Genomic DNA, 23,422 nt, shown 5'->3' with positions numbered 1-23,422 from the left:
TCAGTCGTCCGTCTCGCCGGTCTCGTACAGCGCCTCGCGTCCGATCCGGTCGAGGCACAATTCGGCAGTCCAGGGCAGCATCAGCGAGCCGCAGCGGCTGTCGCGGTAGATCCGCTCCAGCGGCAGCGAGCGAAGCATGGCCTGGCCGCCGCAGGTGCGGATCGCGAGCGCGGCGAGCTCGTTGGCGCCCTCCATCACCGAATATTGCGCGGCATAGGCGCGCAGCACCTGTTCCTTGCTCGGATTGGCGCAGGCCTCGGTGACGGCCTGGAACCAGATCGCCTTGATCTGCTCCAGCTTGATCTGCATCTGCGCGACCGCGATCTGCTTAGTCGGATACATCCGACGCTTGACCGGCGGCATTCCCGGCACTTCGCCGCGCAAATAACGTACGGTGAAGTCATAGGCGGCTTGCGCCAGGCCCATATAGGTCGGCGACAACGTCAGGAACATGTGCGGCCAGCGCATCGCGGCCTGGAAATAGACGCCGCGGGGCATCAGCGCAGAATCGTCCGGCACGAACACATCCTTGAACAGCAACGTGCGTGAAACCGTGCCGCGCATGCCGAGCGGGTCCCAGTCGCCGACGACCGAGACGCCTTCGGATTTGGCCGAGATGGCGAGATAAAGCGTATTGCGGCGCGACGCCTTCTCGCCTTCCTCGATCTCGGTGCAGAGCACGCCGTAATAGTCGGCATGACCGGAGAGCGATGCAAAGATTTTCTTGCCGTTGACGATCCAGCCGCCTTCCACGGGTTTTGCTTCCGTGCCGAACGCGACGCCGCCGGCGGCGGCCGCACCACCCTCCGAGAAAGGCTGCGAATAGATCGCGCCGTCATCGACGATGCGCTTGTAGTGGACCGCACGACGCCGCTCGTGCTCCGCGCGGGTCTCGGCGTCCATGTCGAGATCGTCGGCGAGCGGGCCCGACCACAGGGTCGAGCACACGTGCATGTTCCAGGTCAGCGCGGTCGCGCCGCAATAGCGGCCGATCTCGGCGGCCGCCAGCGCATAGGTCTGGTAGTTCGCGCCGAGCCCGCCGTGTTTCCTGGGGACAGCGATGCCGAGCAGGCCGACCCGGTGCAGGTCGCGATAATTCTCGATCGGAAAGGTCGCTTCGCGATCGTAAGTGGCGGCGCGACCGGCGAACACGCTCTGGCCGATCTCCCTTGCCCGTGTGATGATGCCGGCCTGCTCGTCGCTCAAGCGGAATGCAACGGGATCGAAGATCGGAGCGTCCAGCGCGACCTTGTCAGTCGTGCCGATAGTCTTGCTGACTTGCATGGTCATTGCAGTCACCTTACGCTTTGGTCGCGAGAGAGTTCAGGAACTTGCCAAGGGCTTCGTCGAAGGCGTCGGGGCGTTCAAGGTTGGCGAGATGGCCGACGCCGGCGAGCTCGACATATTCAGCCCCAGGAATGTACGTTGCCGTCTTCGCCATCATGGGCGCGGGCGCATTGTTGTCCCTGGATCCCGACAGCAGTAACGTAGGGACGGAAATATTCCCGAGCGTGCTGCGCTGATCGAAGCCGATGAGAGCCAGCATCATGGCGCGATAGCTTGCCTCCGGCACGCTTCCCATGCATTCGCGTGCAAGTTCCATCCCGTTCGGATCGGGATCGTCGCCGACGAGCTCCTTCACCAGTGAAGGCGCCAGCGACTTCATCGTCTCGCCGCGATCGAGCGGCCCGAGCCGCGCCGCGATGAACGATTTTTGCCAGTCGCCGTCAGCCTTGCCGAAGGCCGGACTGGTTTGCGCCAGCACGACGGCCTGTGCCAGCTCTGGAGACCGCACCAGCCACTTTTGCACGATCATGCCGCCGATCGAGTGACCGACCAGGATGGGTCTGGCTGCGCCGAGTTGTTCGATGAATTGCTGGAGCGCCTCCGCCAGGGCAGCGATGCTGACGCTGGCGAGCGGCGCCGATCTGCCGTAGCCCGGCATATCCCATGCGACTGTGCGGAAGCGGTCGCTGAACGTGGCGAGTTGCCGCCGCCAGGCCCGCGCTGCGCCACCGATGCCATGCAGGAAGATCAGAGGTGTCGCGTTCGGATTGCCCGCGGCTTCATAGGCGAAGCGTCCGTCCTTTGTTATCTTTGGCGCAGGCTGCGACACGCGACATCCTTTGGATTGGCCCTTTGATGCTAACAGGCCTGTGGGGGATGGGAAGTGATAATTTTATACTTAAAGCAATTTTCGGGCCGCGCTCTCGGGTGACGTTCGCGGCGGCGATCGCCGCTTTCGTTGCAAAAATTTGAAGGTTAAAATATATCGGAAGAACGATCACGAGATCTCAGGGAGCCAGCGCATGTCCGGATTGCCGCACTCGCCGCACGCGCTGGTGACAGGTGGCGGTCGCGGCATCGGTCGCGCGATCGCGGCATCTCTCGTCAGTGCCGGCGCCACCGTAACCGTGCTTGGCCGGAATGCGGCGACTCTCGCAGAGGCGGTCGATTCCGGCGCCGCGCATTTCGCGGCCGTCGCCGATGTTTCGGACGAAGCGTCGTTGAAGGCCGCCATTGCCGAGGCGAGCGCGCGGCAGCCGATTGATATCCTCATTGCCAATGCAGGCAGCGCCGAATCCGCGCCATTCGCGAAGTCGGACGCCGCCCTTTTTGCGCGCATGATGGATGTCAACTTCATGGGCGTGGTCCACGCCATCCGTGCTGTGCTGCCGGGCATGAAGGATCGTCCCTATGGCCGTATCGTCGCGGTCGCCTCGACCGCGGGCCTGAAAGGCTATGCCTACGTCAGCGCGTACAGCGCGGCCAAGCACGCCGTGATCGGCCTGGTGCGTTCCCTTGCCCTCGAGATGGCCGGAAGCAACGTCACCGTGAACGCGGTGTGTCCCGGCTTCACCGACACCGATCTCGTCGCTGGCAGCATCGAGAACATCATGAACAAGACAGGGCGTAGCCGCGAACAGGCAATCGCAGAGCTCGCCAAGCACAATCCGCAAGGGCGCCTGATCACGCCTCAGGAAGTGGCAGACGCAGTTCTCTGGTTGTGCGGCGAGGGTGCCGGCGCGATCACCGGGCAGGCGATTGCCGTGGCCGGGGGCGAGGTCTAGCGTGCATGGCGCAGGCGCGGAACAAGGAAGCCAAGGAGATCGCATGAGCAGGCCAGCAAATCCCGTCACCATTCCGCTCGCGGACTATTCGCCGCAGCACTTCCTGCTGGCGGTGGTCGACGGTGTCGCGACGGTCACGCTCAACCGGCCGGAGCGAAAGAATCCGCTGACGTTCGAAAGCTATCGGGAGTTGACCGATCTCTTCCGCGCTTGCGCGTTCGACGACGAGGTCAAATCCATCGTCGTCACCGGCGCCGGCGGCAATTTCTCGTCCGGTGGCGACGTGTTCGAGATCATCGGCCCGCTGGTGAAGATGGACACCAAGGGGCTCACGGCCTTCACCCGGATGACGGGCGATCTCGTCAAGGCGATGCGCGCGTGCCCGCAGCCGATCATAGCCGCGGTCGAGGGCATCTGTGCCGGGGCCGGTGCGATCGTCGCGATGGCATCCGACATGCGCCTCGCGGCGAGCGGGACCAAGGTGGCGTTCCTGTTCAACAAGGTGGGGCTGGCTGGCTGCGACATGGGCGCCTGCGCGATCCTGCCGCGGATCATCGGACAGTCCCGCGCCTCCGAGTTGCTCTACACCGGCCGGTTCATGACCGCGGAGGAAGGCGAACGCTGGGGCTTTTTCAGCCGCATCGTCACGCCGGAGCAGGTGCTACCCCAGGCGCAACTGCTGGCAAAGCAGATCGCGGAAGGGCCGACCTTCGCCAACACCATGACCAAGCGGATGCTGGCGATGGAATGGGCCATGTCGGTGGAGGAGGCGATCGAGGCGGAAGCCGTTGCCCAGGCCCTGTGCATGACCACGACCGATTTCGAGCGCGCCTTCGAGGCCTTCGCCAACAAGGTCAAGCCGGTATTCAGGGGCGACTAGACGGCGTCTTTGTCCGACGCCGGGCCAGCAACGGGGACTTGCGCGAAATTATTTTAGGCTTAAAATAGTTTTGTGGCCGGGTGAACTTGGCGAGGCTCCCATGAAAGTCGCGATCATCGGTGGCGGACCTGCGGGTCTCTACGCTGCGATCCTGCTCAAGAAGCAGCGCCCGGGCGCCGACATCACGGTGTATGAGCGCAATCGGGCCGACGACACCTTCGGCTTCGGCGTGGTGTTCTCGGATGCCACGCTGGACAATTTCGAAAAACACGATCTGCCGAGCTATCGTCGCATCACCCAGGAGTTCGCGTACTGGGACGACATCGCCGTGCATTTCCGCGGCACCGTCCACCGGGTCGGCGGTAACGGCTTTTGCGGATGCTCCCGAAGCAAGTTGCTCCTGATCCTCCAGGAGCGGGCCCGGGAGCTTGGCGTCGTCCTGCACTTCGAGGTGGACATCGACGACGAATCCCGGTTCGCAGATGCCGATCTCGTGTTGATCGCCGACGGCATCAACAGCCGCTTCCGCGAGAAATACGTGGATCACTTTCAGCTCGAGGTCGACCTCCGTTCCAACAAGTTCGCCTGGATGGGCTCGACCAGGCCGCTCGATGCCTTCACCTTCATCTTCCAGGAGACCGAGTGGGGGCCGTTCATCGCCCACGCCTATCAGTATGAAGCCGGACACTCGACCTGGATCTTCGAGACCGATCCGGAGACGTTCGAGCGGGCCGGCCTGACGGGTCTGGACGAGACGCAATCCGCTGTGCGAATGGCCGAGATTTTCGGCTGGTTCCTCGGTGGACACAAGCTGCTTACCAACCGTTCGATGTGGCGCAATTTCCCGATGATCCGCAGCAAGCGCTGGGTCAAGGACAACATGGTGCTGCTCGGCGATGCCAAGGCGAGCGCGCATTTTTCGATCGGCTCCGGCACCAAGCTCGCGATGGAAGACGCGATTGCCCTGGCCGAGGCGATGCAGAATGCGCCGAGCACCGAGGCAGCGCTCGATCTCTATGAGCACGGCCGCCGTGAAGAAGTCGAGAAGACGCAGCACGCTGCCGACGTCTCGCTGGTCTGGTTCGAGCATGTCGACCGCTTCTGGGATTTCGATCCCGTGCAGTTTGCCTTCGGCGTGATGACACGCTCGAAGGCAATCACCTATGACAATCTGAAGCTCCGCGCGCCGGATTTCGTTGCGGAAGTCGAGAAGTCGTTTGCCAAGCAGGTTCGCGACAGCGGCTTTGACGTCGATATCTCAAAGCCGGTGGTGCCGCTGTTCCAGCCGTTCCGACTGCGGGAGATGGAGGTCGCAAATCGCGCGGTGATGTCGCCGATGTGCATGTACTCGGCGAAGGAGGGCGTGCCGACTGATTTCCATCTGGTGCATTACGGATCGCGTGCGATCGGCGGTGCCGGCCTGATTTTCACGGAGATGACCTGCGTCAGCCGTGATGCCCGCATCACGCCGGGCTGCGCCGGTTTGTGGAATGACGAGCAGGAGGCCGCCTGGCGGCGCATCGTGGATTTCGTACACGGCAACTCGGCTGCAAGGATCTGCCTCCAGCTCGGGCACGCCGGTCGCAAAGGCGCGACCAGGCTGATGTGGGATGGTATGGATCGTCCGCTGGATGCGGGTGGCTGGGATGTCGTCTCGGCGTCGCCGCTGCCCTATTTTCCCGACAGTCAGGTGCCGCGCGAGCTCGATCGCGCCGGCATGAATGCGGTGAGGGAGTCTTTCATCGCGGCGGCCGAGCGCGGCGAACGCTGCGGTTTCGACATGCTCGAGCTGCATTGTGCCCATGGCTATCTGCTTGCGAGCTTCATCTCGCCGCTGACGAACACCCGTACGGACGAGTATGGCGGGTCGCTCGAAAACCGTCTGCGTTTCCCGCTCGAGATCTTCGAAGCGCTGCGATTGGCGTGGCCGCCGCACAAGCCGATGTCGGTACGCATTTCCGCGACCGACTGGGCTGACGGCGGCATCACCGGCGACGATGCAGTGGCGATTGCGCGCGCCTTCGCCGAGGCTGGCGTCGATCTGGTCGACGTCTCGACCGGGCAGACCGTTCGCGATGCGCAGCCGATCTACGGGCGCATGTTCCAGACGCCGTTCTCGGACCAGGTCCGCAACGAGGCCCGCGTGGCCACGATGTGCGTCGGCAACATCACGACGGCCGACCAGGCCAACACCATTCTGGCCGCTGGCCGGGCAGACCTCGTCGCCCTTGGCCGGCCACATCTGGTCGATCCCTTCTTCACCATGAAGGCGGCGGCCTGGTACGGGGCAACGGACGCGTTCTGCCCGCCGCAATATCTGCCCGGAATGGATCAGATTTTCCGCAACAGCGTCCGCGACCGTCAGGATCTCGAGGAGCTACGCATTAAGGCTAAGCCCAAGACACGGGCCGAGCTCAAGGCGGAGGCGACAAAGCCGCTTGCGGCGGAGTAACCGCCCGTGCGACGTTAACCTCATTGCCTCAAGTGTTTCGAGTGGAGTAAGGGCGATGAAGGCGATTATCGTCGGTGGCGGTATCGGTGGTCTCACCACGGCGTTGATGCTGCGGTCACGCGGCCTCGACTGCGAGATCTTCGAGCAGGCGGACACCATTCGGGAGCTCGGTGTCGGCATCAACACGCTGCCGCATGCCATGCGCGAGCTTGCCGGCCTTGGCCTGCTCCAGAAGCTCGACGACGTCGCTGTTCGAACCGATCAGCTCTATTACCTCAACCGTCACGGCCAGGAGGTCTGGCGCGAAGCCCGCGGCATCGACGCCGGTCACGACGTGCCGCAATTCTCGATTCATCGCGGCCGGCTTCAGGGCGTCATCCATCGCGCCGTGGAGGAGCGGCTCGGGCATGAGGCGATCCACACCGGCTGCCGGCTTGGTGCGTTCACGCAGGACGAGGGCGGGGTCACAGCCTATTTCTTCGACCGGGCCGGCGCGCATGTCCACACTGCGCGCGGCGACATCCTGATCGGCGCCGATGGCATCCATTCCCGCGTCCGCGACACGCTGTTCCCGAACGAGGGGCCGCCGTGCTGGAACGGCCTGATGTTGTGGCGCGGTGCGCGCGACTGGCCGTTGTTCCTCACCGGTAAATCGATGATCGTGGCCGGTGGCCTCAATGCCAAGGTGGTGATCTATCCGATCGCGGAGGGATCGAGCCCGGCGAGCCGCCTGACCAATTGGGCCGTGCTGGTGAAGGTAGGCGAGGGCAATGCGCCGCCACCGCGCAAGGAAGACTGGTCGCGGCCGGGTCGCCGCGAGGAGCTGATGCCGCATGTCGCCCGCTTCTCCGTGCCCTATGTCGACGTGAAGAGCCTGATCTCGGCGACGCCCGAATTCTACGAATATCCGACCTGCGACCGCGATCCCTTGCCGTACTGGTCGTCCGGACGCGTCACACTGCTCGGCGACGCCGCGCATCCCATGTATCCGGTTGGGTCCAATGGCGCGTCACAGGCGATCCTCGATGCGCGCTGCCTTGCTGATGCGCTGGTGCGCGCCGAGCATCCACGCCAGGCGCTGCTCGAATACGAGAAGAAGCGCCTGCCGATGACGGCCGATATCGTCCGCTCCAACCGGCGCGGCGGTCCCGAGGGCGTCATCGACGCCGTCGAGCAGCTTGCACCCGACGGCTTCGACAATGTCGACAACGTGCTCAGCTATTCCCAGCGCGAGGCCATCGTGCGCGGCTACGCCACCAAGGCCGGTTTCGCCGCCGTGCCGGGGCTTGCAGCGGTGCGTGGCTAACGCGCGGCTAGCCGCCGGGAGGCGGCGGCAGGAAGTGGATGTTGAACTCGGCCGCCATCGCCACCACGTCTTCCGGCTTCTGTTCCTTCATATTGTGAAGGCCCCAGAACAGGTCGAACAGCTTTTTGGTCGGGGAGACCCAGAATAGCACTTTTGCGGTCTGCTCCGACTTGTTGAAGATGCCGTGCGGCACGCCCATGCCGAGCCGGATAAGGTCGCCCGCGGTCGCCTGCGACTCCGAATTGCCGAGCATGAAGTCGAGCTTGCCCTCCAGCATATAGAGATACTCGTCCTGGTCGGGATGAATGTGCGGCGGCACGAACGTGCCCGGGGGCAAGGTCGCGTGCCAGGAGAAACTGTGCTCGGTCTTGCTCTTCGGCACATAGGTCTGGCCCAGGATGTTCCAGGAAATGCCCTGGATGCCCTCATTGGCTCGTGTGATGCCGGTGATTTCGCTGCTCATTGAAGTCCTCCCGTAACCCGTCGCGGCTTTAGTTCGCCGCCTTGCAGTCCTTGGCGTAGCGGTCGCCGTAATTCTCGAACACCTTCTGGACGATCTCGGTCTGGAACTTGCCGTCCGGACGCTTGGCGACCTTGGTCAGATAAAAATTCTGGATCGGATAGCCGTTGGTGTTGAACTTGAAGGCGCCGCGCAGCGAGGTGAAATCAGCCTTCTTCAGCGCGGCCCCCACAGCATCCTTGTTCGACAGATCGCCCTTCACGGCCTTGATTGCACTGTCGATTAGCATCGCGGCGTCGTAGGCTTGGAAGGCGTAGGTGCCGGGCACGACGTTATAGGCGGCCTCGTAGGACGCGACGAACTTCTTGTTCTGGGAATTGTCGAGATTGGGCGCCCAGTTGGCGCCGCCAAACATGCCGACGGCCGCGTCCTGCTGCGCTGGCAAGGTCGATTCATCCACCGTGAACGCCGAGAGCACCGGAATGCTGTCGGCGAGGCCGGCCTGCCGGTACTGCTTGACGAGGTTGACGCCGAGGCCGCCCGGCATGAACGTGAAGAGCGCATCGGGTTTCTGCGAGGAGATCTTGGACAGCTCCGGCTGGAAGTCCAGCGTGTTCAGCGGCATGTAGGATTCCTCGACGATCTCGCCCTTGTAGTCGAGCTTGAAGCCCGCCACCGAGTCCTTGCCGGCCTGATAGTTCGGCACCATCAGGTACATGCGCTTGTAGCCGCGATCCTGCGCGACCTTGCCGAGGATCTCGTGCACCTGATCATTTTGATACGAGGTCACATAGAAGAACGGGTTGCAGTCCTTGCCGGCAAAGGTCGAGGGGCCCGCGTTGGGGCTGATCAGGAAGGTCTTCGATTCCGTCACGGGCCGGTGGATCGCCTGCAGGATGTTGGAGAAGATCGGGCCGATCACGAAGTCGACCTTGTCGCGCTCGAGCAGTCCCTTGACCTTGGTCACCGCTGCGTCCGGCTTCAGTTCGTCATCGACCACGACGACCTCGACGTCGCGGCCGCCCATCTTGCTGCCGAGGTCCTTGACCGCGAGCGCAAAGCCGTCGCGAACCTGCTGACCAAGCGCTGCGGCCGGTCCCGACAGGGTCACGATCATGCCGAGCTTGATCTTCTCCTGGGCCAGTGCAGGGGTCATTGCGGTGCCGAGCAGCAAGGCTGCGGCCAAGGTCGATTGCATTCTCATGATCTGTCCCCCGTGACATCAGGGCTTGCGTAGCAAGCCGCGTACTCTGATCCAAGCTTATGCCGATGATGGCGGCCGCGGCAAGCAGAGCTCAATGTGTCGCCATCCCGCGCGTAGCGGCGCAAGCAAGCAGCGCGCCAATTACTTGAAGCCTAAAGAAATTGGCGTGCGATCGATTGTTGCAGCTTTGGACTTGCGGCCGGCTCCAATTTATTTGAAGCTCAAAACGTTGGGGAATCCGTGCCGGCGCCAATGCCCGCCGAGAGTGACTGCACCGCGATGCTCGATTCCGAGACCAAGGCCGTCGAAACGCCGGAGGACCACGCCGACGAGCTTCGGCTGTGGTTGCGCCTCCTGACCTGCACGACGCTCATCGAAGGCGAGGTCCGCGGCCGGCTGCGGCAGCGGTTCGACGTCACGCTGCCCCGCTTCGATCTGATGGCGCAGCTCGACAAGGCGCCCGACGGCATGACGCTGTCCGATGTCTCCAAGCGGATGATGGTGTCGAACGGCAACGTCACCGGTCTCGTCGAGCGCCTCGTGGAGTCCGGCCATCTCGACCGTCGGACCTCGGAGACGGATCGCCGAGTCCAGGTGATCCGCCTCACGAAACTCGGTCGCGCCGAGTTCCGCAAGATGGCCGCGGAGCACGAGACCTGGATCGCCGATCTGTTCGTCGACCTCTCGCCGAAGGACGTGCGCGAATTGATGCGGCTGCTCGCCAAGACCAAGGCGTCGGCGCAGAAATCGGCCGCGCGCCGCCGGACGTAAGAACGGCGCCCCAATCCCTTCTGCCGCTGGAAAAAGCATGGGATGCCCAAAATCCGCTATTGCGTCGAATTGTTTTAAGCCTAAAATGTTTTCCAGATCGTGCTGCCGGGTGCAATCCATGCTGAAAGGAGCGTGCGATGGCCAACGCCGCCAAGGTTCAAGTGACGGGCTCGCATGACGGCAACGCCGCGACGGCCCATGTCGATATTTTTGCGCGGCAGCATCTGCCGCCACGCGAGCTGTGGCCCGAGTTCATCTTCACGCGGCCGGAGCTGAACTATCCGCCGCGATTGAATTGCGTCAGTTATTTCCTCGATCGCTGGGTCGAGCAGGGACATGGCGAGGCACCCTGCGTCATCAGCCCCGCCGTCAGCTACACCTATCGCGAGTTGCAAGCGCTGGTGAATCGCATTGCCAACGTGCTGGTCGGCAAGCTCGGGCTTGTTCCCGGCGGTCGCGTGCTGCTGCGCTCGGCCAACAATCCGATGATGGTTGCGACCTATCTCGCAGTGATCAAGGCCGGCGGCATCGTGGTGGCGACGATGCCGCTGCTGCGCGCCAAGGAGTTGTCCTATCCGATCCAGAAGGCGCAGATCACGCTGGCGCTGTGCGACGGCAAGCTCGCCGAGGAAATGGAGAAGGCAAGAGCCGCGGCCCCCGGTCTCAAGCACGTGGTCTATTGGGGCAATGGCGCCGCCGACGCGCTCGAGGCGCTGATCGCCGATGCGAGCCCGGAGTTCAGGGCCGTCGATACGGCCGCCGACGACATCTGCCTGATCGCCTTCACGTCGGGCACGACAGGCGATCCCAAGGGCACCATGCATTTCCACCGCGACATGCTCGCTGTGTGTGACGGTTATGCGCGCAACATCCTGCGTGCCGAGCAGAACGACCGTTTCGTCGGCTCGGCACCGCTTGCCTTCACCTTCGGCTTCGGCGGCGTGCTGTTTCCGATGCATATCGGTGCCTCCTTTGTCGTGCTGGAGAAGACGACGCCGGACGAAATCCTGACGGCGATCGAGCAATACAAGACCACGGTCTGTTTCACAGCGCCGACGGCATACCGCGCGATGATCGGCAAGCTTTCGGGGCGCGACATCTCCTCGCTTCGAAAGTGCGTCTCCGCCGGCGAGACCCTGCCCAAGCCGACATTCGATGCCTGGCTCAAGGCCACCGGCATCAAGCTGATGGACGGCATAGGCTCGACCGAGCTGCTGCACATCTTCATCAGTGCGACCGAGGAGGAGATCCGCCCCGGTGCGACGGGCAAGCCCGTGCCGGGCTATGAGGCCAAGATCGTCGACGATAACGGCCATGATTTGCCGCCGGGAACGATGGGGAAGCTTGCGGTGCGCGGGCCGACCGGATGCCGCTATCTCGCCGACGAGCGACAGCGCAAATACGTCCAGAACGGTTGGAACATCACCGGCGACACCTATCTGATGGATGGCGATGGCTACTTCTGGTACCAGTCCCGCTCCGACGACATGATCGTATCGGCCGGCTACAATATCGCGGGCACCGATGTCGAGGCGGCGCTGCTCACGCATCCGGCGGTCGCCGAGTGCGGCGTGGTCGGCGCACCCGACGAAGCGCGCGGCATGATCGTAAAGGCCTATGTCATTGCGGCGCCCGGCGTGACGGCGGATGCACAACTGATGGCCGAGCTGCAGGAGCATGTCAAACGTGAGATCGCGCCCTACAAATATCCGCGGGCGATCGAGTTCGTGACGCAACTGCCGAAGACCGAGACCGGAAAACTGAAGCGCTTTGCCCTGCGGCAACTGGCGCAGGCCGCGGCGACGTCCTCAGGCGTCGCGGCGGAATAAGAGAAGGATGACGAATTGTCCGTGACGACGCCGAAAGGCCCGCAGCTCGCAGTGCTGCCGACAGCAGCCGAGGATGACACTCGTTCGCGGGTGCAGGTGCTCCAGCCGTCGGGGTGGCCGATGCCGAAGGGCTATGCCAATGGCATGGCCGCTGAGGGGCTCATCGTCGTCACCGGCGGGGTGATCGGCTGGGATGCCGAGGAGCATCTTGCCGACGGCTTTGTCGCGCAGGTGGACCAGACCCTGAGCAACATCGCCGCGATCCTGGCTGAGGCCGGCGCGCGGCCCGAGCATCTCGTGCGGTTGACCTGGTACGTCGTCGACATGGACGAGTACCTGTCCAATCTGAAAGAGCTCGGCAAGATCTACCGTACCATCTTCGGCGCGCACTATCCGGCGATGGCGCTGGTGCAGGTGGTGCGCCTGGTCGAGAGGGCGGCGCGCGTCGAGATCGAGGCCACCGCCATCATTCCACGCTGAATCGCACTGGCTCCAGCTGGCCTTGTCAGCTCGCTTTGGCGAGATCGTCGTCCTCGGGCGAGTTCAGATAGATGCCCGACATGGTGTCGACCCAGCACAGATGGTCGTGCACCTTCTTCACGCCCTCGACGTTCTCCGCGGCGACCATGGCGGCCTGCCGCGTGCGCTCTTCGGTGATGACGCCGCTGAGGTGAACGATGCCGTCGCGGACGATGACGTTCAGCCCGAACGGGCACCAGTCGTTCTTCTCCATGGTATCGATGATGCGGCTGCGAATATGGTCGTCGTCCGCCGTCGGATCACGCACTTCGCGGGCGAGCCCTGCCACCGCCTGCAGCAGATTGGCGCGCGACACGATCCCGACCACCTTGTCGCCGCGCACCACCGGCAGCCGCTTCACGTTGTTTCGCTCCATGAGATCGACGATCTCGGCGAGCGCGGTGTCCTCCGTGATGGTCACGACCGAGGCGGTCATCACCTCCGCGACCTTGCGGCCGTGCTCGTGGACGAAATCGCTGGCCGACTTGCCCGGACCGAGAATGAACCGCAGCCAGCGTCCGCGCTTGCGCCCGGTGCCGATTTCGCTGCGGCGAATGAAATCTCCTTCGGAAACGACGCCGACCAGCTTGCCGGTATCGTCGACCACCGTGAGACCACTGACATGCCGTTTCAGCATGATGTTTGCCGCCTCGACGATACTGGTGTCGGGGGTAACCGAAATGACCGACCGGGTCATGATCTGGTGGGCGCGCATGGCAGTCTCCGCTGGCCTGTTGAATATCGATGCGCGAAACTAGCTCAGGTATCGAGGTGCAGTTTGACCCAGGTCAATCGGACGAAGCCCGCCCATCCCGATTCCGCAAACGTGATCTGCGGCCGGATTTGATGCAGCTCAACCCCGATGCGAAGCTTGGCCATATCCTGTCGAACTAGAACAGCCGACAGGAAGATTGAGCCATGAGCGTCGTCCAGATAATTCCCCGGACTGAAGAGCCGGCGGCGCAGACCCTCCCCGTCAATCCTGTGGCGGGTCGCGCGGTCTCGACCGTGAGCTCCGAAGGGCCTGCTGGGGTGCCGGCTGCCGCCGATCCTCTGCCAACATCCGATCCATATCCTTTCGACCGCGCGTTTCACGCGATGCTGGCGCGGTTCACGGGCGGGATTTCGCCACTGGCCTTGTCGCTGGCCTGGCTCGACTGGAGTTCGCACCTCGCTGCGGCGCCGCAGCGCCAGATGGAAATGTCGCGTAACGTCCTGCGCGACACCGGCAGGCTGGCGGAAGCCGCTGTGCACGCGACGTCACCGGGCCAAAAGCCGTGGTCCGTGATTCAGCCGCAGGGGCGGGATCGCCGTTTCAGCGGACCACAATGGGAGACCGCGCCGTTCAATCTGCTGGCGCAGGCATTTCTGCTCACAGAGAGCTGGTGGCGCGATGCCGCGACTGGCGTGCGCGGGGTTTCGCACGCAAACGAAGCCATCGTCGAGTTCTCGATGCGCCAGACGCTCGACATGCTGGCGCCTTCGAATTTCGCGGCGACCAATCCGAAGGTGCTGGAGAAGGCGTTCCAGAGTGGCGGAGAGAATTTTGTCTTCGGCTGGAAAAACTGGTGCAGCGACCTGATGCGCCTGCTCTCCGGCTCGAAGCTGGCGGACGACGGGCAGTTCGTGGTCGGCAAGACGGTGGCGGCATCGCCCGGCAAGGTCGTCTACCGCAACGAGCTGATCGAGCTGATACAGTACCATCCGACCACCGCGCAGGTGCGGCCCGAGCCGATCCTGATCGTGCCGGCCTGGATCATGAAGTACTACATCCTCGATCTCTCGCCACAGAACTCGCTGGTCAAATATCTGACCGGTCAAGGCTTCACCGTGTTCGCGATCTCCTGGCGCAACCCGGATGAGAGGGATCGCGATCTCGCCTTCGACGACTATCGCAGGCTGGGGGTCATGGCGGCGCTCGACATGATCGGTCTGATCGTGCCGGGGCGGAAGACCCACGCGCTCGGCTATTGTCTGGGAGGCACATTGCTGTCGATCGCAGCCGCTGCGATGGAGCGCGACGGTGACAACCGCTTTGGCACCGTTACTCTCCTTGCCGCCCAGACTGACTTCACCGAGGCCGGAGAGCTGACGCTTTTCATCAACGAGAGCCAGGTCGCCTTTCTCGAAGACATGATGTGGCAGCGTGGCTATCTCGACACGACGCAGATGGCCGGCGCCTTCCAGCTGCTGCGCTCCAACGAGCTGATCTGGTCGCGGCTGTCACACGACTATCTCATGGGCGAGGGCGCGCCACTGAACGATCTCATGGCCTGGAATGCCGATGCCACGCGGCTGCCTTATCGCATGCATTCGGAATATCTGCGGAAGCTGTTCCTCGACAACGATCTGGCCGGGGGGCGCTATCAGGTCGGCGGCCGGAGCGTTTCGCTATCCGATATTCATGCCCCGATGTTCGTGGTCGGCACGCTGGCCGATCACGTCGCGCCATGGCGATCCGTCTACAAGATCCACTATCAGGTCGATGCCGACGTGACGTTCCTGTTGACCAGCGGCGGTCACAATGCCGGCGTCGTCGCGCCTCCCGACGAGCCCGGCCATAGCTATCAGGTGCTGAGCAAGGCCGAGGACGCGCCCTATGTCGGTGCGGATGAATGGCTGAAGCTGGCTCCGCGCGTCGAAGGGTCGTGGTGGCCGGAATGGGCCAAATGGCTGGCAGTGCGCTCCGGTGCGCCCTGCGATCCGCCGTCGATCGGACTTGGAGACGCTGCCGACCTGCCTGATGCGCCGGGGGACTACGTCCACACCTAAGCCTCCGGCTCCGAACTCGGTGCGAGGTCCGAGGAGCGGAAGGGCTTGGCCTTGTTCAGTTTGCGGTAGGCCGTTGCCGCTTTACGCAACAGCTTTTTCTCCCGCTTGCGGCTGCGGAAGCGATTGCCGGCATCGTGGCCGGCGCCATTCAACGAGGCCGCCAGCGCTCGTCCCCGTGCATCGTCGTTCAATTGTCCGAGCGACCGTTGCGCCTTGCGCAATTTCTTGAGGATGGATTTCTGTTTCGTCAGCGATTCCTCGGCGAACAGGTCCTGGAGCGACTCGATCGAATAGGTCAGCCGCTTGTTGAGAATCCGCAGCTTATGTCGTTTCTCGACGTCGAGCTTGTGGAGTTTTCGCGCCTTCTTGAGCAGCGTCGTCTCCCACTCGGTCAGCCGTGCCGTCGCGTGGTCGGCGAGCGTGCAGCGGCGCAATCGAATGGCTTCCTTGCTGCGCCGGGTCGACCAGGGGCCGCTCTCGATCCAGATCGCGGTCTGCTCGACAAGGCGGCGATACCGCGGGGATTGCAGCGCACGAGCCAGCAGGCGGTGGCTCTCGGAGCGCTTTTCGTCCCAATGCTGAAGCTCGGCGACGACCGCGAGCTCGTCGCCGCTCTCGGCGACGATCCGTTCGATTGCCACGTCGAGATCCCTGACCATGCCGAGCTGGCCGTTCAGCCATTTCAGTTCGGCCCAGACCTTCGGGCGCAGGGCGTCGTCGACCATCGGCGAGAAGAAGCGGATGGCGGTTCGCAGATGCGTCAACGCGATCCGGATCTGGTGCAGCGCGTCGGGATCGCCGCCGCAGGTGCCGTCATGCTGAGCGAGCACGGCATCGAGGTGGCGGCGCGCGATGATGCGGAACGCGGTATCGCAGGCCATTCCGGGGCTGAGGCGGCCGGGCAAGGCATTGCGCCGCGCCGCCGGCGTGGTGCGAGCGGCCGTCGGGGTCGTGGTGGGTCGCGCCATCTTTGCTCGCGCCAATCCGGTTGCCTTATTTGCTTTCAGCGATCGCGTCCCGGCAGTTCTCGAGCGTCTGCTCTCGAGTCCCGGATGCATCGATGGTCGCCCAGCCGACGCGGCCGATAGTATAGTGCTCTTGCTGCGCAGCAACCTCCTGCGTGGCGTCGGATGCGTCTCCCCGGCGGCTTCCGATCCGCATCTGCCGGGTCGCGAGGTCCGCAACCAGAAACAGGCCGTTCAGCGGCACATTGCGCTCCCGCGCCAGTACGGCGATCGCGTCCCGTTCGTCCTCGCGGGCGAATACGCCGTCGATGATCGCCGAATGGCCCTGCGCCAGCACCCGCCGGGTGTGCTGAGCCAGCGTATCGTAGACACGCGCCGCTTGCTCCGGCGTGTAGGCGGACGTCGGCAGGCGGTGCGTGTCCTCGACCCCGAACATCTGCTTGCGAACGAGGTCGCTGCGCAGCACGACGGCCCCCGGGGGCGGTGCGACGACGGGTGCGAGCGCTTGTGCCAGAACCGTCTTGCCGGTGCCCGACAGGCCGCCGACCGCAATCAGGCGCGGTGCGGCAGGATGGATCAGCGTCCTCGCGAGCTCAAAATAACGTCTTGCCTCGCCAAGGATGCCGGGGTCATCGGGATGCGCCGGCTTCAGCCGCGCCAGGGCCACCTGGGCGCGGATCGCTGCGCGGATGGACATGAAAAGCGGCAGGGCCGAGAGCGCATCGAGATTGTCGGCCGGCGTCCCGGCGAGATAGCGGTTCAGGACGATGTTGGCCGCACCTGGCTGATCGTGGTGCAACAGGTCCATCAGCGTGAATGCGAGATCGTAGAGCACGTCGACGGTCGCCATCTGCGCATCGAATTCGATGGCGTCGAACAGCACCGGCCGGTCGTCGATCAGGACGATGTTCGCGAGATGCAGATCGCCATGGCAGCGGCGCACGAAGCCCTGACCGCTGCGCTCTGCGAGCAGGGGACGGAGGCGCAAGAATGCCTCGTGGGAGGCTTTGCCGAGCTTTTCGATGTCTCCCGCATTGAAATGGCCGCCGGCCCGCAGACCGTGACTGTTGCCGTCGATCAGGGCGGGGATGGAGGCGACCCACGCTTCGCCGTCGGCGCGTGTCGCTGCGCCGTGGGAGGCCGCAATCGCGTCCGCGGCAGCCGAAGCGAGCTTCGCATCCAGCGGGCCCGCCTTTGCCAGGTGATCCAGCGTCATGTTTTCGTCGAAGCGCGACATGTCCACCGCATACTCGATCGGCCGGCCGGGACCGTCGACCTCCACCGAGCCATCCGGTTCTTCCGTGATCGCCACGACGCGATGATAGATCTGCGGCGCCAGCGGCCGGTTGATCCTGATCTCCTCCTCGCACGCCCTCTTGCGTTTCTCGAGCGTCGAATAATCGAGGAAGGGAAACCGGACGGCGCGCTTGATCTTCAACGCGCGCTTGCCGTCGAGAAAGACCGAGGCTCCATGCGTGTCGATCCGCGTCACGTCGGGATGACGGGCCAGCGTCCGGAAGATCCGCTCCTGGGTCGCCATTTCATCTTTCATGGGAACGGACATTCGAATGCACCATCAGGGCGTCAGCACGGCCGCGCCGAGAATCTGGCCGGCTCGCAGCATGTTCAGGACCTCGTTGGCCCGATGAAGCGGAAATGCCGTCGTCTCGGCGCGCACGCCGGCTTGCGGAGCGATCCTGAGAAAATCGAGGCCATCCTGCCGGGTCAGATTGGCGACCGAGAGCAACTGCCGTTCCTGCCAGAGCAGATCATATGGAAAGCTTGGAATGTCGGTCATGTGGATGCCGGCGCATACGACGCGGCCGCCTTTGCGGACGGCGCGCAGCGCGGCCGGGACAAGCTCGCCTGCCGGTGCGTAGATGATGGCCGCGTCGAGCGGTTCGTCGGGCACCTCGTCCGATGCTCCCGCCCAGACGGCGCCGAGGCGACGGGCAAGGTCTTGGGCAGCAGCGTCGCCGCGTCGCGTGAATGCGTAAACAGATCGCCCTTGCCAAACCGCGACTTGCGCAACGATGTGGCCAGCTGCGCCGAAACCATAAAGGCCGAGCCGTTCGGCAGGGCCGGCCAGGACTAGCGAGCGCCAGCCGATCAGCCCTGCACACAGCAGAGGAGCAATCTCCACGTCGTCGCCCTCCTCACCGAGGGGAAAGGCATAGCGTGCGTCGGCGATGGTGTGGGTCGCGTAGCCGCCGTCGCGCGTGTAGCCGGTGAACAGCGGTGCGTCACACAGGTTTTCCATACCCTCACGGCAGAAGCGACAATGCCCGCAAGTGAAACCGAGCCAGGGAACGCCGACGCGATCACCGGGCGCATGCGTGGTGACATTCGGACCCACGAGATCGACCCGACCGACGATCTCGTGGCCGGGCACGATCGGATAGCGAATATCGGGCAGCTCGGCATCGACGAGATGAAGATCGGTCCGGCATACGCCGCATGCGCTGACCTTCACCCGGAGCTGACCCTCGCCGGGTATCGGGTCAGGCCGCTCCTCCATCTGGAGCCGCGTTCGCGGGGCCGGCAACACCATCGCGCGCATCAGTCTCTCCGGGGCGAACGCTTATTATTCATAGAATAGCTGGACGGCCAATCCTTGACGTCGGTCAACGCCCGTTTCCATCCCGATCGGACCGAGTTCCCTTGGCTTGACGAGGATCAAGGGTCTCGACGAAAGCCGGCTTATTGTGGCGACCGAGGAGAATCCCGATGCCCATCAAGGATGTCTTTTTGCCGCTTGTCGGCCAGCCGCGCGGACCAGCCTTGGTTGCGATCGAGAAATGTGTGGCCGTCGCCGCCGATCTCGGCGCCAGGATCACGGCGCTCGCGCTCGAGCAAGACGTTTTCGAACGGCCGAAGGTGATGCTGCCCTATGACGGCGATTCCACGGAGGCCGGCAGTTCCAGTGAGGTGAACGACACCCAGCAGCTCCTCAATGCCTTCACCAATGCGGCTTCGCGCGCCAACATCCGCGCCCAGAGCCGAACGGGCAAGGTGCCGGCGGACCAGATCGCGGCGATCCTGGCCGAGCATGCCCGTTTCAGCGATCTCACGCTGTTCCCCGTGAAGCCGCACGACAGCCGAACGGAGCACATCATCGAAACCTTCCTGTTCGAATCCGGGCGGCCGCTGCTGCTCTGCCCGGAGCAGCATGCGGAGCAGTTGCGGCCGGAATTCGAGAACGTCATGATCGCTTGGGATCATTCTGCCCGCGCGGCGCGTGCGGTCGGCGACGCGATGCCGATTCTTCAGGCTGCCACCTCGGTCCGCGTGGTGACGGTGGCAGAGGACAAGGCTGACGCGGTCGTTCAATCCGGCTCGGCTCTCGTCGACCATCTGAGAGAACACGGGGTCTATGCCTCCTCCGAAGCGGTGACCGGCAACGGCAGTTCGATCGGCAAGGTCCTGGGAAGTTGGGCGAATTCCCATGGCATGGATGCGATCGTGATGGGCGCCTACCATCATTCACGCCTGAACGAGATCGTGTGGGGCGGTGTGACAAAGACCGTCATTGGCCAGCCACCGTGCTGGGTTATGATCTCGCACTAGGCTCGCCATCTTCCCGGCCTCATCGTCAACCATCGGAACCGCCGCTGACCCGGCGCATTTGCTTTCATGTCCACTTATCGTCTCAACCATCTGCTGGCGCCGCGTTCAGTTGCACTCGTCGGCGCGAGCGCCCGTCCGGTCTCCGTCGGACGCGCCGTTCTGGAGAACATTCACAAGGCCGGGTTCAAGGGGCAGTTCGGCCTCGTCAATCCACGCCATGCCGAAATCGGCGGCGTCGCCGCGGTGAAAAGCCTGGACGGCTTGGACTTCGTGCCCGAGCTCGTGGTCATCACCGCGCCGGCGCGCGAGATTCCTGACATCATCGACCAGGCTGGGCGTCGTGGATCGGCGGGCGCGCTGATCGTTTCGGCCGGGCTCGGCCACGGACCGGGATCTCTGCACGAGACTGCAATCGCAGCCGCCCGCAAATACGGCATGCGGCTGATCGGGCCGAACTGCCTCGGCATCATGATGCCCGGGGTCAACCTGAATGCCAGCTTTGCCGCGCACATGCCGGAGGCGGGCAGCCTCGCGCTGATCTCGCAATCGGGCGCGATCGCTGCCGGCATGGTCGACTGGGCGGCGCCGCGCGGCGTCGGCTTTTCCGGGATCGTCTCGATCGGCGATCAGATCGACGTCGATATCGCCGATCTGCTCGACTATTTCGCGATGGATCACAAGACCCGCGCGATCCTGCTCTACATCGAATCCATCAAGGACGCGCGCAAGTTCATGTCGGCGGCGCGTGCCGCCGCGCGCGTGAAGCCTGTCGTCGTGGTGAAGTCCGGCCGCATGGCGCAGGGCGCAAAGGCGGCCGCCACGCATACCGGCGCGCTCGCCGGCGCCGACGCGGTCTATGACGCGGCGTTCCGCCGCGCGGGTGTGCTGCGGGTCTCCGACCTGCGTGAGCTGTTCGATTGTGCCGAGACACTTGGCCGCGTCGAATCGCCGGCGGGAAAGCGTCTCGCCATTCTGACCAACGGTGGCGGCATCGGCGTGCTCGCCGTCGATCGATTGGTCGAACTCGGCGGAATTCCGGCAACCATCTCGGCCGAGGCGCGCGAGAAGCTCGATGCGGTTCTGCCGCCGACCTGGTCCGGTGCAAATCCCGTCGACATCGTGGGCGATGCCGACGCCTCGCGCTATGCGGCGGCGCTGGAGGTGCTGCTGGCCGACCGCGACAATGACGCGGTCCTGGTCCTCAACGTGCAAACGGCGATCGCCTCGGCCGCCGAGATTGCCACGACCGTGACGGAGCTCGTCGGCAAGTATCGGAAGGAGCACCGCAGCTGGGCCAAGCCCGTATTGGCGGCCTGGGTCGGAGCCGATCAGGGCATCATTCAGGCCCTTTCCAGCGCCGGTGTACCGAACTATCCGACCGAGGACGATGCCGTGCGTGGCTTCATGCATCTGGTCCGGCACCGCGAAGTGGTGGAGGAGCTGAGCCAGGTTCCTCCTGCGATGCCCGACACGTTCGTTCCGGATGCCCGGGGTGCGAGGCAGATCATCACCGCCGCGATCGCGGACGGTCGTGAGTGGCTCGAGCCTGTCGAGATCAAAAACCTGCTCGAAGCCTACGACATCGCGATGGTGCCGACCTATGCGGCAACCGACGTCGAACAGGCGGTAGGCTATGCAAAGGAGATCTTCGCACAGGGTGGCACCGTCGTGCTGAAGATCATGTCGCGGGACATCACTCACAAATCCGATGTCGGTGGCGTCGTTCTCAACCTGACCACGCCGGAAGCCGTGCGAGGGGCTGCGGCGAACATTCTCGCGCGGGCGAAGAAGCTGCGTCCGGAGGCGCGTATCGGCGGGGTCATCGTCCAGGCGATGGTCGTCAAGGCAAAAGCGCGCGAGCTGATCCTGGGCCTCGCCGACGATCCCACTTTCGGCACCGTCGTCGTGTTCGGCCGGGGCGGCACGGCGGTGGAGATCATCAACGACAAGGCGCTGGCGCTGCCGCCGCTGGATTTGCAGCTCGCTCGCGACCTGATCGACCGCACGCGCGTGTCGCGGCTGCTGAAGGCTTATCGTGACGTGCCGGCGGTCAAGCAAGACGCCGTCGCCATGGTATTGGTCAAGCTGGCGCAGATGGCGGCCGATATTCCCGAGATCCGCGAATTCGACATCAATCCGCTGCTGGCGGACGAGACCGGCGTGACCGCGGTCGATGCCCGGGTCGCGGTCGGGCCGCCGCAACGGAAGTTCGTGGGCTCGGGCCCGGCCAATTTCGCCGTTCGCGCCTATCCGTCACAATGGGAGCGCCGCATCAAGCTCAAGGACGACTGGCGCATCTTCGTTCGCCCGATGCGCCCCGAGGACGAGCCGACCATCCACGAATTCCTGCGTCACGTCACCCCGCACGACCTTCGCCTGCGCTTCTTCGCGCCGATGAAGGAGTTTACCCACGAGTTCATCGCGCGCCTGACCCAGCTCGACTATGCGCGGGCGATGGCCTTCATCGCCTTCGACGAGGCCACCGGCGAAATGGTCGGTGTGGTCCGGCTCCACTCGGATTCGATCTACGAGAGCGGCGAATACGCGATCCTGCTGCGGTCCGATCTCAAGGGCAGGGGACTCGGCTGGGCGCTCATGCAGCTCATCATCAACTATGCCAAGTCGGAGGGGCTAAAAGTCATCTCGGGCGACGTTCTCAAGGAGAACACCGTGATGCTCGAAATGTGCCGGCAACTCGGCTTTGAAGTGAAGCCGGATCCGGCCGAACCCGACATCTGCGACGTGAAGCTGAAGCTCTGAGCGCTCCGCGCCTCAGGATTCGGCTTCGGTCGGCGTTGCGGCGGATTTACCCGCCGACGTCCGCAGATTCCTGATGATGATCGCGATCAACGGCACCAGCACCGGCACGATCGTGCTGAGCGGATGATGCACCGCGCCCGATACCTGGGCCTGGAACGCGCGCGCCTCGAGCTGAAGAGCTTCGATGGAGGAGTCGTGGATTTCGTTGGCAAGCTCGATGTCGCGGCCTGACGGAGCGCGGCCGGCGATCGCGAAGAGAGCGGCTGCGATGGCGAAATTGACGGCGCCGAGGATGGCGGCCGCGGCAATCGCACTCCAGATCTGTACCAGCGCGAAATAGGCAGACAGCTCCAGCATCAGAAGCCCGAACGCCGCGATCAACGCCGCAAAGGCACGCAAGCCGAGGCCGACAAGCAGATGGCGCAGCCTGATGTCCGCGATGATCCTGTCGGTGCGCCACAACGCGCGCAGATGTTTGACCACATTCTCGGTATTCACCTAGTGTCTCCTCAGCATGAAGCCCACAACGACGCCGAGCGCGAAGGCGGAGGCGAGCGACGTGATCGGACGGTCCGCAATGATGCCCTGAAGCTGCGCCTGCTCTTCGTCCACGGTCTCGCCGAGTTCGGTCAGCGCGGCCCTGATCTGATCGGCGAGCGCCTCGGCGCGGTCCTTCGAGCTCTCGAACATCTCCTCGCCCGCGGTGCTCAGCAAGCGTGTGACATCGACCTTCAGCGCTCGCAATTCTTCGCTCATCCTGTCACTGTCGAACATGGACTTGATATCCCCGTTGAATGGAAGCAAGCCTAGGGCCCGGCCGTGCAATCGTGCTTGATTTGCCTCAAGCTGCGGTCGCGATCGGGGTC

20 protein-coding genes are annotated in these 23,422 nt (G+C 64.0%); 10 read left to right on the top strand and 10 right to left on the bottom strand.

Features of this window, described 5'->3' with window-relative positions:
- Entirely contained in the window at window positions 1-1,290 is a 1,290-nt protein-coding gene (locus IVB24_RS29520; protein ID WP_247770034.1) for an acyl-CoA dehydrogenase, read from the bottom strand.
- A gap of 10 nt (window positions 1,291-1,300) precedes the next feature.
- Window positions 1,301-2,116: an alpha/beta fold hydrolase gene (locus tag IVB24_RS29515; protein ID WP_247770032.1), complete on the bottom strand. Its 816-nt coding sequence runs from the start codon at window positions 2,114-2,116 to the stop codon at window positions 1,301-1,303.
- 193 nt (window positions 2,117-2,309) lie between these two features.
- On the opposite strand from IVB24_RS29515, the gene IVB24_RS29510 reads away from it, so the two are divergent.
- The 4 genes from IVB24_RS29510 to IVB24_RS29495 all read left to right on the top strand — a co-directional run bounded on the left by IVB24_RS29510 (window position 2,310) and on the right by IVB24_RS29495 (window position 7,709).
- The gene (locus IVB24_RS29510) at window positions 2,310-3,071 is read left to right on the top strand and encodes an SDR family oxidoreductase (RefSeq protein ID WP_166475708.1); all 762 of its coding nucleotides are present in this window, start codon (window positions 2,310-2,312) and stop codon (window positions 3,069-3,071) included.
- 43 nt (window positions 3,072-3,114) lie between these two features.
- A complete protein-coding gene (locus tag IVB24_RS29505) occupies window positions 3,115-3,951 on the top strand; it encodes an enoyl-CoA hydratase family protein (RefSeq protein WP_094972599.1) in 837 nt (278 codons plus the stop codon).
- 100 nt (window positions 3,952-4,051) lie between these two features.
- Window positions 4,052-6,403 carry a bifunctional salicylyl-CoA 5-hydroxylase/oxidoreductase gene (locus tag IVB24_RS29500; protein ID WP_247770030.1) on the top strand — a complete coding sequence of 784 codons (2,352 nt, stop codon included), beginning with the start codon at window positions 4,052-4,054 and terminating at the stop codon, window positions 6,401-6,403.
- Window positions 6,404-6,458: 55 nt separating this feature from the next.
- On the top strand, window positions 6,459-7,709 hold the full coding sequence (locus tag IVB24_RS29495; protein WP_140480601.1) for a flavin-dependent oxidoreductase: 1,251 nt from the start codon (window positions 6,459-6,461) through the stop codon (window positions 7,707-7,709).
- 7 nt (window positions 7,710-7,716) lie between these two features.
- Here the strand turns inward: IVB24_RS29495 and IVB24_RS29490 are convergent, their stop codons facing one another.
- The gene (locus tag IVB24_RS29490) at window positions 7,717-8,172 is read right to left on the bottom strand and encodes a cupin domain-containing protein (RefSeq protein WP_008555525.1); all 456 of its coding nucleotides are present in this window, start codon (window positions 8,170-8,172) and stop codon (window positions 7,717-7,719) included.
- A 28-nt stretch (window positions 8,173-8,200) separates the two neighbouring features.
- A complete protein-coding gene (locus IVB24_RS29485) occupies window positions 8,201-9,373 on the bottom strand; it encodes an ABC transporter substrate-binding protein (protein WP_247770023.1) in 1,173 nt (390 codons plus the stop codon).
- 252 nt (window positions 9,374-9,625) lie between these two features.
- Here IVB24_RS29485 and IVB24_RS29480 point away from each other — a divergent pair, with 252 nt between their 5' ends.
- The 3 genes from IVB24_RS29480 to IVB24_RS29470 all read left to right on the top strand — a co-directional run bounded on the left by IVB24_RS29480 (window position 9,626) and on the right by IVB24_RS29470 (window position 12,453).
- Entirely contained in the window at window positions 9,626-10,144 is a 519-nt protein-coding gene (locus IVB24_RS29480; protein WP_162308659.1) for a MarR family transcriptional regulator, read from the top strand.
- Between the two features lie 137 nt (window positions 10,145-10,281).
- Complete coding sequence (locus IVB24_RS29475) at window positions 10,282-11,973, top strand: benzoate-CoA ligase family protein (protein WP_247770021.1); 1,692 nt, start codon at window positions 10,282-10,284, stop codon at window positions 11,971-11,973.
- A 15-nt stretch (window positions 11,974-11,988) separates the two neighbouring features.
- Window positions 11,989-12,453, top strand: coding sequence for a RidA family protein (locus IVB24_RS29470; protein ID WP_247770019.1), 465 nt, complete (start codon window positions 11,989-11,991; stop codon window positions 12,451-12,453).
- Window positions 12,454-12,478: 25 nt separating this feature from the next.
- Here IVB24_RS29470 and IVB24_RS29465 read toward each other — a convergent pair whose 3' ends face one another.
- Window positions 12,479-13,207: a CBS domain-containing protein gene (locus IVB24_RS29465; protein WP_094972593.1), complete on the bottom strand. Its 729-nt coding sequence runs from the start codon at window positions 13,205-13,207 to the stop codon at window positions 12,479-12,481.
- A 203-nt stretch (window positions 13,208-13,410) separates the two neighbouring features.
- Between IVB24_RS29465 and IVB24_RS29460 the strand changes: the two genes are divergently transcribed.
- Window positions 13,411-15,264, top strand: coding sequence for an alpha/beta fold hydrolase (locus tag IVB24_RS29460; protein WP_247770017.1), 1,854 nt, complete (start codon window positions 13,411-13,413; stop codon window positions 15,262-15,264).
- Here IVB24_RS29460 and IVB24_RS29455 read toward each other — a convergent pair.
- From IVB24_RS29455 to IVB24_RS29445, 3 genes are read right to left on the bottom strand one after another with little or no spacing between them, the layout of a single operon-like run.
- Entirely contained in the window at window positions 15,261-16,232 is a 972-nt protein-coding gene (locus IVB24_RS29455) for a CHAD domain-containing protein (RefSeq protein WP_247770016.1), read from the bottom strand. The two genes, IVB24_RS29460 and IVB24_RS29455, sit on opposite strands and share 4 nt — an antisense overlap.
- Window positions 16,233-16,257: 25 nt before the next feature.
- Window positions 16,258-17,781, bottom strand: coding sequence for a bifunctional aminoglycoside phosphotransferase/ATP-binding protein (locus IVB24_RS29450; protein WP_247770014.1), 1,524 nt, complete (start codon window positions 17,779-17,781; stop codon window positions 16,258-16,260).
- Window positions 17,782-17,805: 24 nt separating this feature from the next.
- The gene (locus tag IVB24_RS29445) at window positions 17,806-18,789 is read right to left on the bottom strand and encodes a zinc-dependent alcohol dehydrogenase family protein (protein WP_247770008.1); all 984 of its coding nucleotides are present in this window, start codon (window positions 18,787-18,789) and stop codon (window positions 17,806-17,808) included.
- Window positions 18,790-18,956: 167 nt separating this feature from the next.
- On the opposite strand from IVB24_RS29445, the gene IVB24_RS29440 reads away from it, so the two are divergent.
- Together IVB24_RS29440 and IVB24_RS29435 are read left to right on the top strand one after the other, a co-directional pair.
- Window positions 18,957-19,796, top strand: coding sequence for a universal stress protein (locus tag IVB24_RS29440; RefSeq protein WP_140480595.1), 840 nt, complete (start codon window positions 18,957-18,959; stop codon window positions 19,794-19,796).
- Between the two features lie 66 nt (window positions 19,797-19,862).
- A complete protein-coding gene (locus tag IVB24_RS29435; RefSeq protein ID WP_247770007.1) occupies window positions 19,863-22,556 on the top strand; it encodes a bifunctional acetate--CoA ligase family protein/GNAT family N-acetyltransferase in 2,694 nt (897 codons plus the stop codon).
- 12 nt (window positions 22,557-22,568) lie between these two features.
- On the opposite strand, the gene IVB24_RS29430 is transcribed toward IVB24_RS29435, so the two are convergent.
- Both IVB24_RS29430 and IVB24_RS29425 read right to left on the bottom strand, forming a co-directional pair.
- Window positions 22,569-23,054, bottom strand: coding sequence for a hypothetical protein (locus IVB24_RS29430; RefSeq protein ID WP_094972586.1), 486 nt, complete (start codon window positions 23,052-23,054; stop codon window positions 22,569-22,571).
- Window positions 23,055-23,330 (bottom strand): hypothetical protein, encoded by a 276-nt coding sequence (locus tag IVB24_RS29425; protein ID WP_094891398.1) that lies wholly within the window; start codon window positions 23,328-23,330, stop codon window positions 23,055-23,057.
- Between the last annotated feature and the right edge of the window lie 92 nt (window positions 23,331-23,422).

Source organism: Bradyrhizobium sp. 192 (genome assembly GCF_023100965.1).
Taxonomy (GTDB): domain Bacteria; phylum Pseudomonadota; class Alphaproteobacteria; order Rhizobiales; family Xanthobacteraceae; genus Bradyrhizobium; species Bradyrhizobium symbiodeficiens.
The sequence above is the reverse complement of the archived record's forward strand: the minus strand, read 5'-3'. Positions and strand labels throughout refer to the sequence as shown.

What these genes read in the sequence shown, in the direction of transcription:
- IVB24_RS29520 (WP_247770034.1), bottom strand. Translation starts at nt 1,290, where the DNA reads ATGACCATGCAAGTCAGCAAGACTATCGGCACGACTGACAAGGTCGCG.
- IVB24_RS29510 (WP_166475708.1), top strand. Translation starts at nt 2,310, where the DNA reads ATGTCCGGATTGCCGCACTCGCCGCACGCGCTGGTGACAGGTGGCGGT.
- IVB24_RS29505 (WP_094972599.1), top strand. Translation starts at nt 3,115, where the DNA reads ATGAGCAGGCCAGCAAATCCCGTCACCATTCCGCTCGCGGACTATTCG.
- IVB24_RS29500 (WP_247770030.1), top strand. Translation starts at nt 4,052, where the DNA reads ATGAAAGTCGCGATCATCGGTGGCGGACCTGCGGGTCTCTACGCTGCG.
- IVB24_RS29495 (WP_140480601.1), top strand. Translation starts at nt 6,459, where the DNA reads ATGAAGGCGATTATCGTCGGTGGCGGTATCGGTGGTCTCACCACGGCG.
- IVB24_RS29490 (WP_008555525.1), bottom strand. Translation starts at nt 8,172, where the DNA reads ATGAGCAGCGAAATCACCGGCATCACACGAGCCAATGAGGGCATCCAG.
- IVB24_RS29485 (WP_247770023.1), bottom strand. Translation starts at nt 9,373, where the DNA reads ATGAGAATGCAATCGACCTTGGCCGCAGCCTTGCTGCTCGGCACCGCA.
- IVB24_RS29480 (WP_162308659.1), top strand. Translation starts at nt 9,626, where the DNA reads ATGCCCGCCGAGAGTGACTGCACCGCGATGCTCGATTCCGAGACCAAG.
- IVB24_RS29475 (WP_247770021.1), top strand. Translation starts at nt 10,282, where the DNA reads ATGGCCAACGCCGCCAAGGTTCAAGTGACGGGCTCGCATGACGGCAAC.
- IVB24_RS29465 (WP_094972593.1), bottom strand. Translation starts at nt 13,207, where the DNA reads ATGCGCGCCCACCAGATCATGACCCGGTCGGTCATTTCGGTTACCCCC.
- IVB24_RS29460 (WP_247770017.1), top strand. Translation starts at nt 13,411, where the DNA reads ATGAGCGTCGTCCAGATAATTCCCCGGACTGAAGAGCCGGCGGCGCAG.
- IVB24_RS29455 (WP_247770016.1), bottom strand. Translation starts at nt 16,232, where the DNA reads ATGGCGCGACCCACCACGACCCCGACGGCCGCTCGCACCACGCCGGCG.
- IVB24_RS29450 (WP_247770014.1), bottom strand. Translation starts at nt 17,781, where the DNA reads ATGAAAGATGAAATGGCGACCCAGGAGCGGATCTTCCGGACGCTGGCC.
- IVB24_RS29445 (WP_247770008.1), bottom strand. Translation starts at nt 18,789, where the DNA reads ATGCGCGCGATGGTGTTGCCGGCCCCGCGAACGCGGCTCCAGATGGAG.
- IVB24_RS29440 (WP_140480595.1), top strand. Translation starts at nt 18,957, where the DNA reads ATGCCCATCAAGGATGTCTTTTTGCCGCTTGTCGGCCAGCCGCGCGGA.
- IVB24_RS29435 (WP_247770007.1), top strand. Translation starts at nt 19,863, where the DNA reads ATGTCCACTTATCGTCTCAACCATCTGCTGGCGCCGCGTTCAGTTGCA.
- IVB24_RS29425 (WP_094891398.1), bottom strand. Translation starts at nt 23,330, where the DNA reads ATGTTCGACAGTGACAGGATGAGCGAAGAATTGCGAGCGCTGAAGGTC.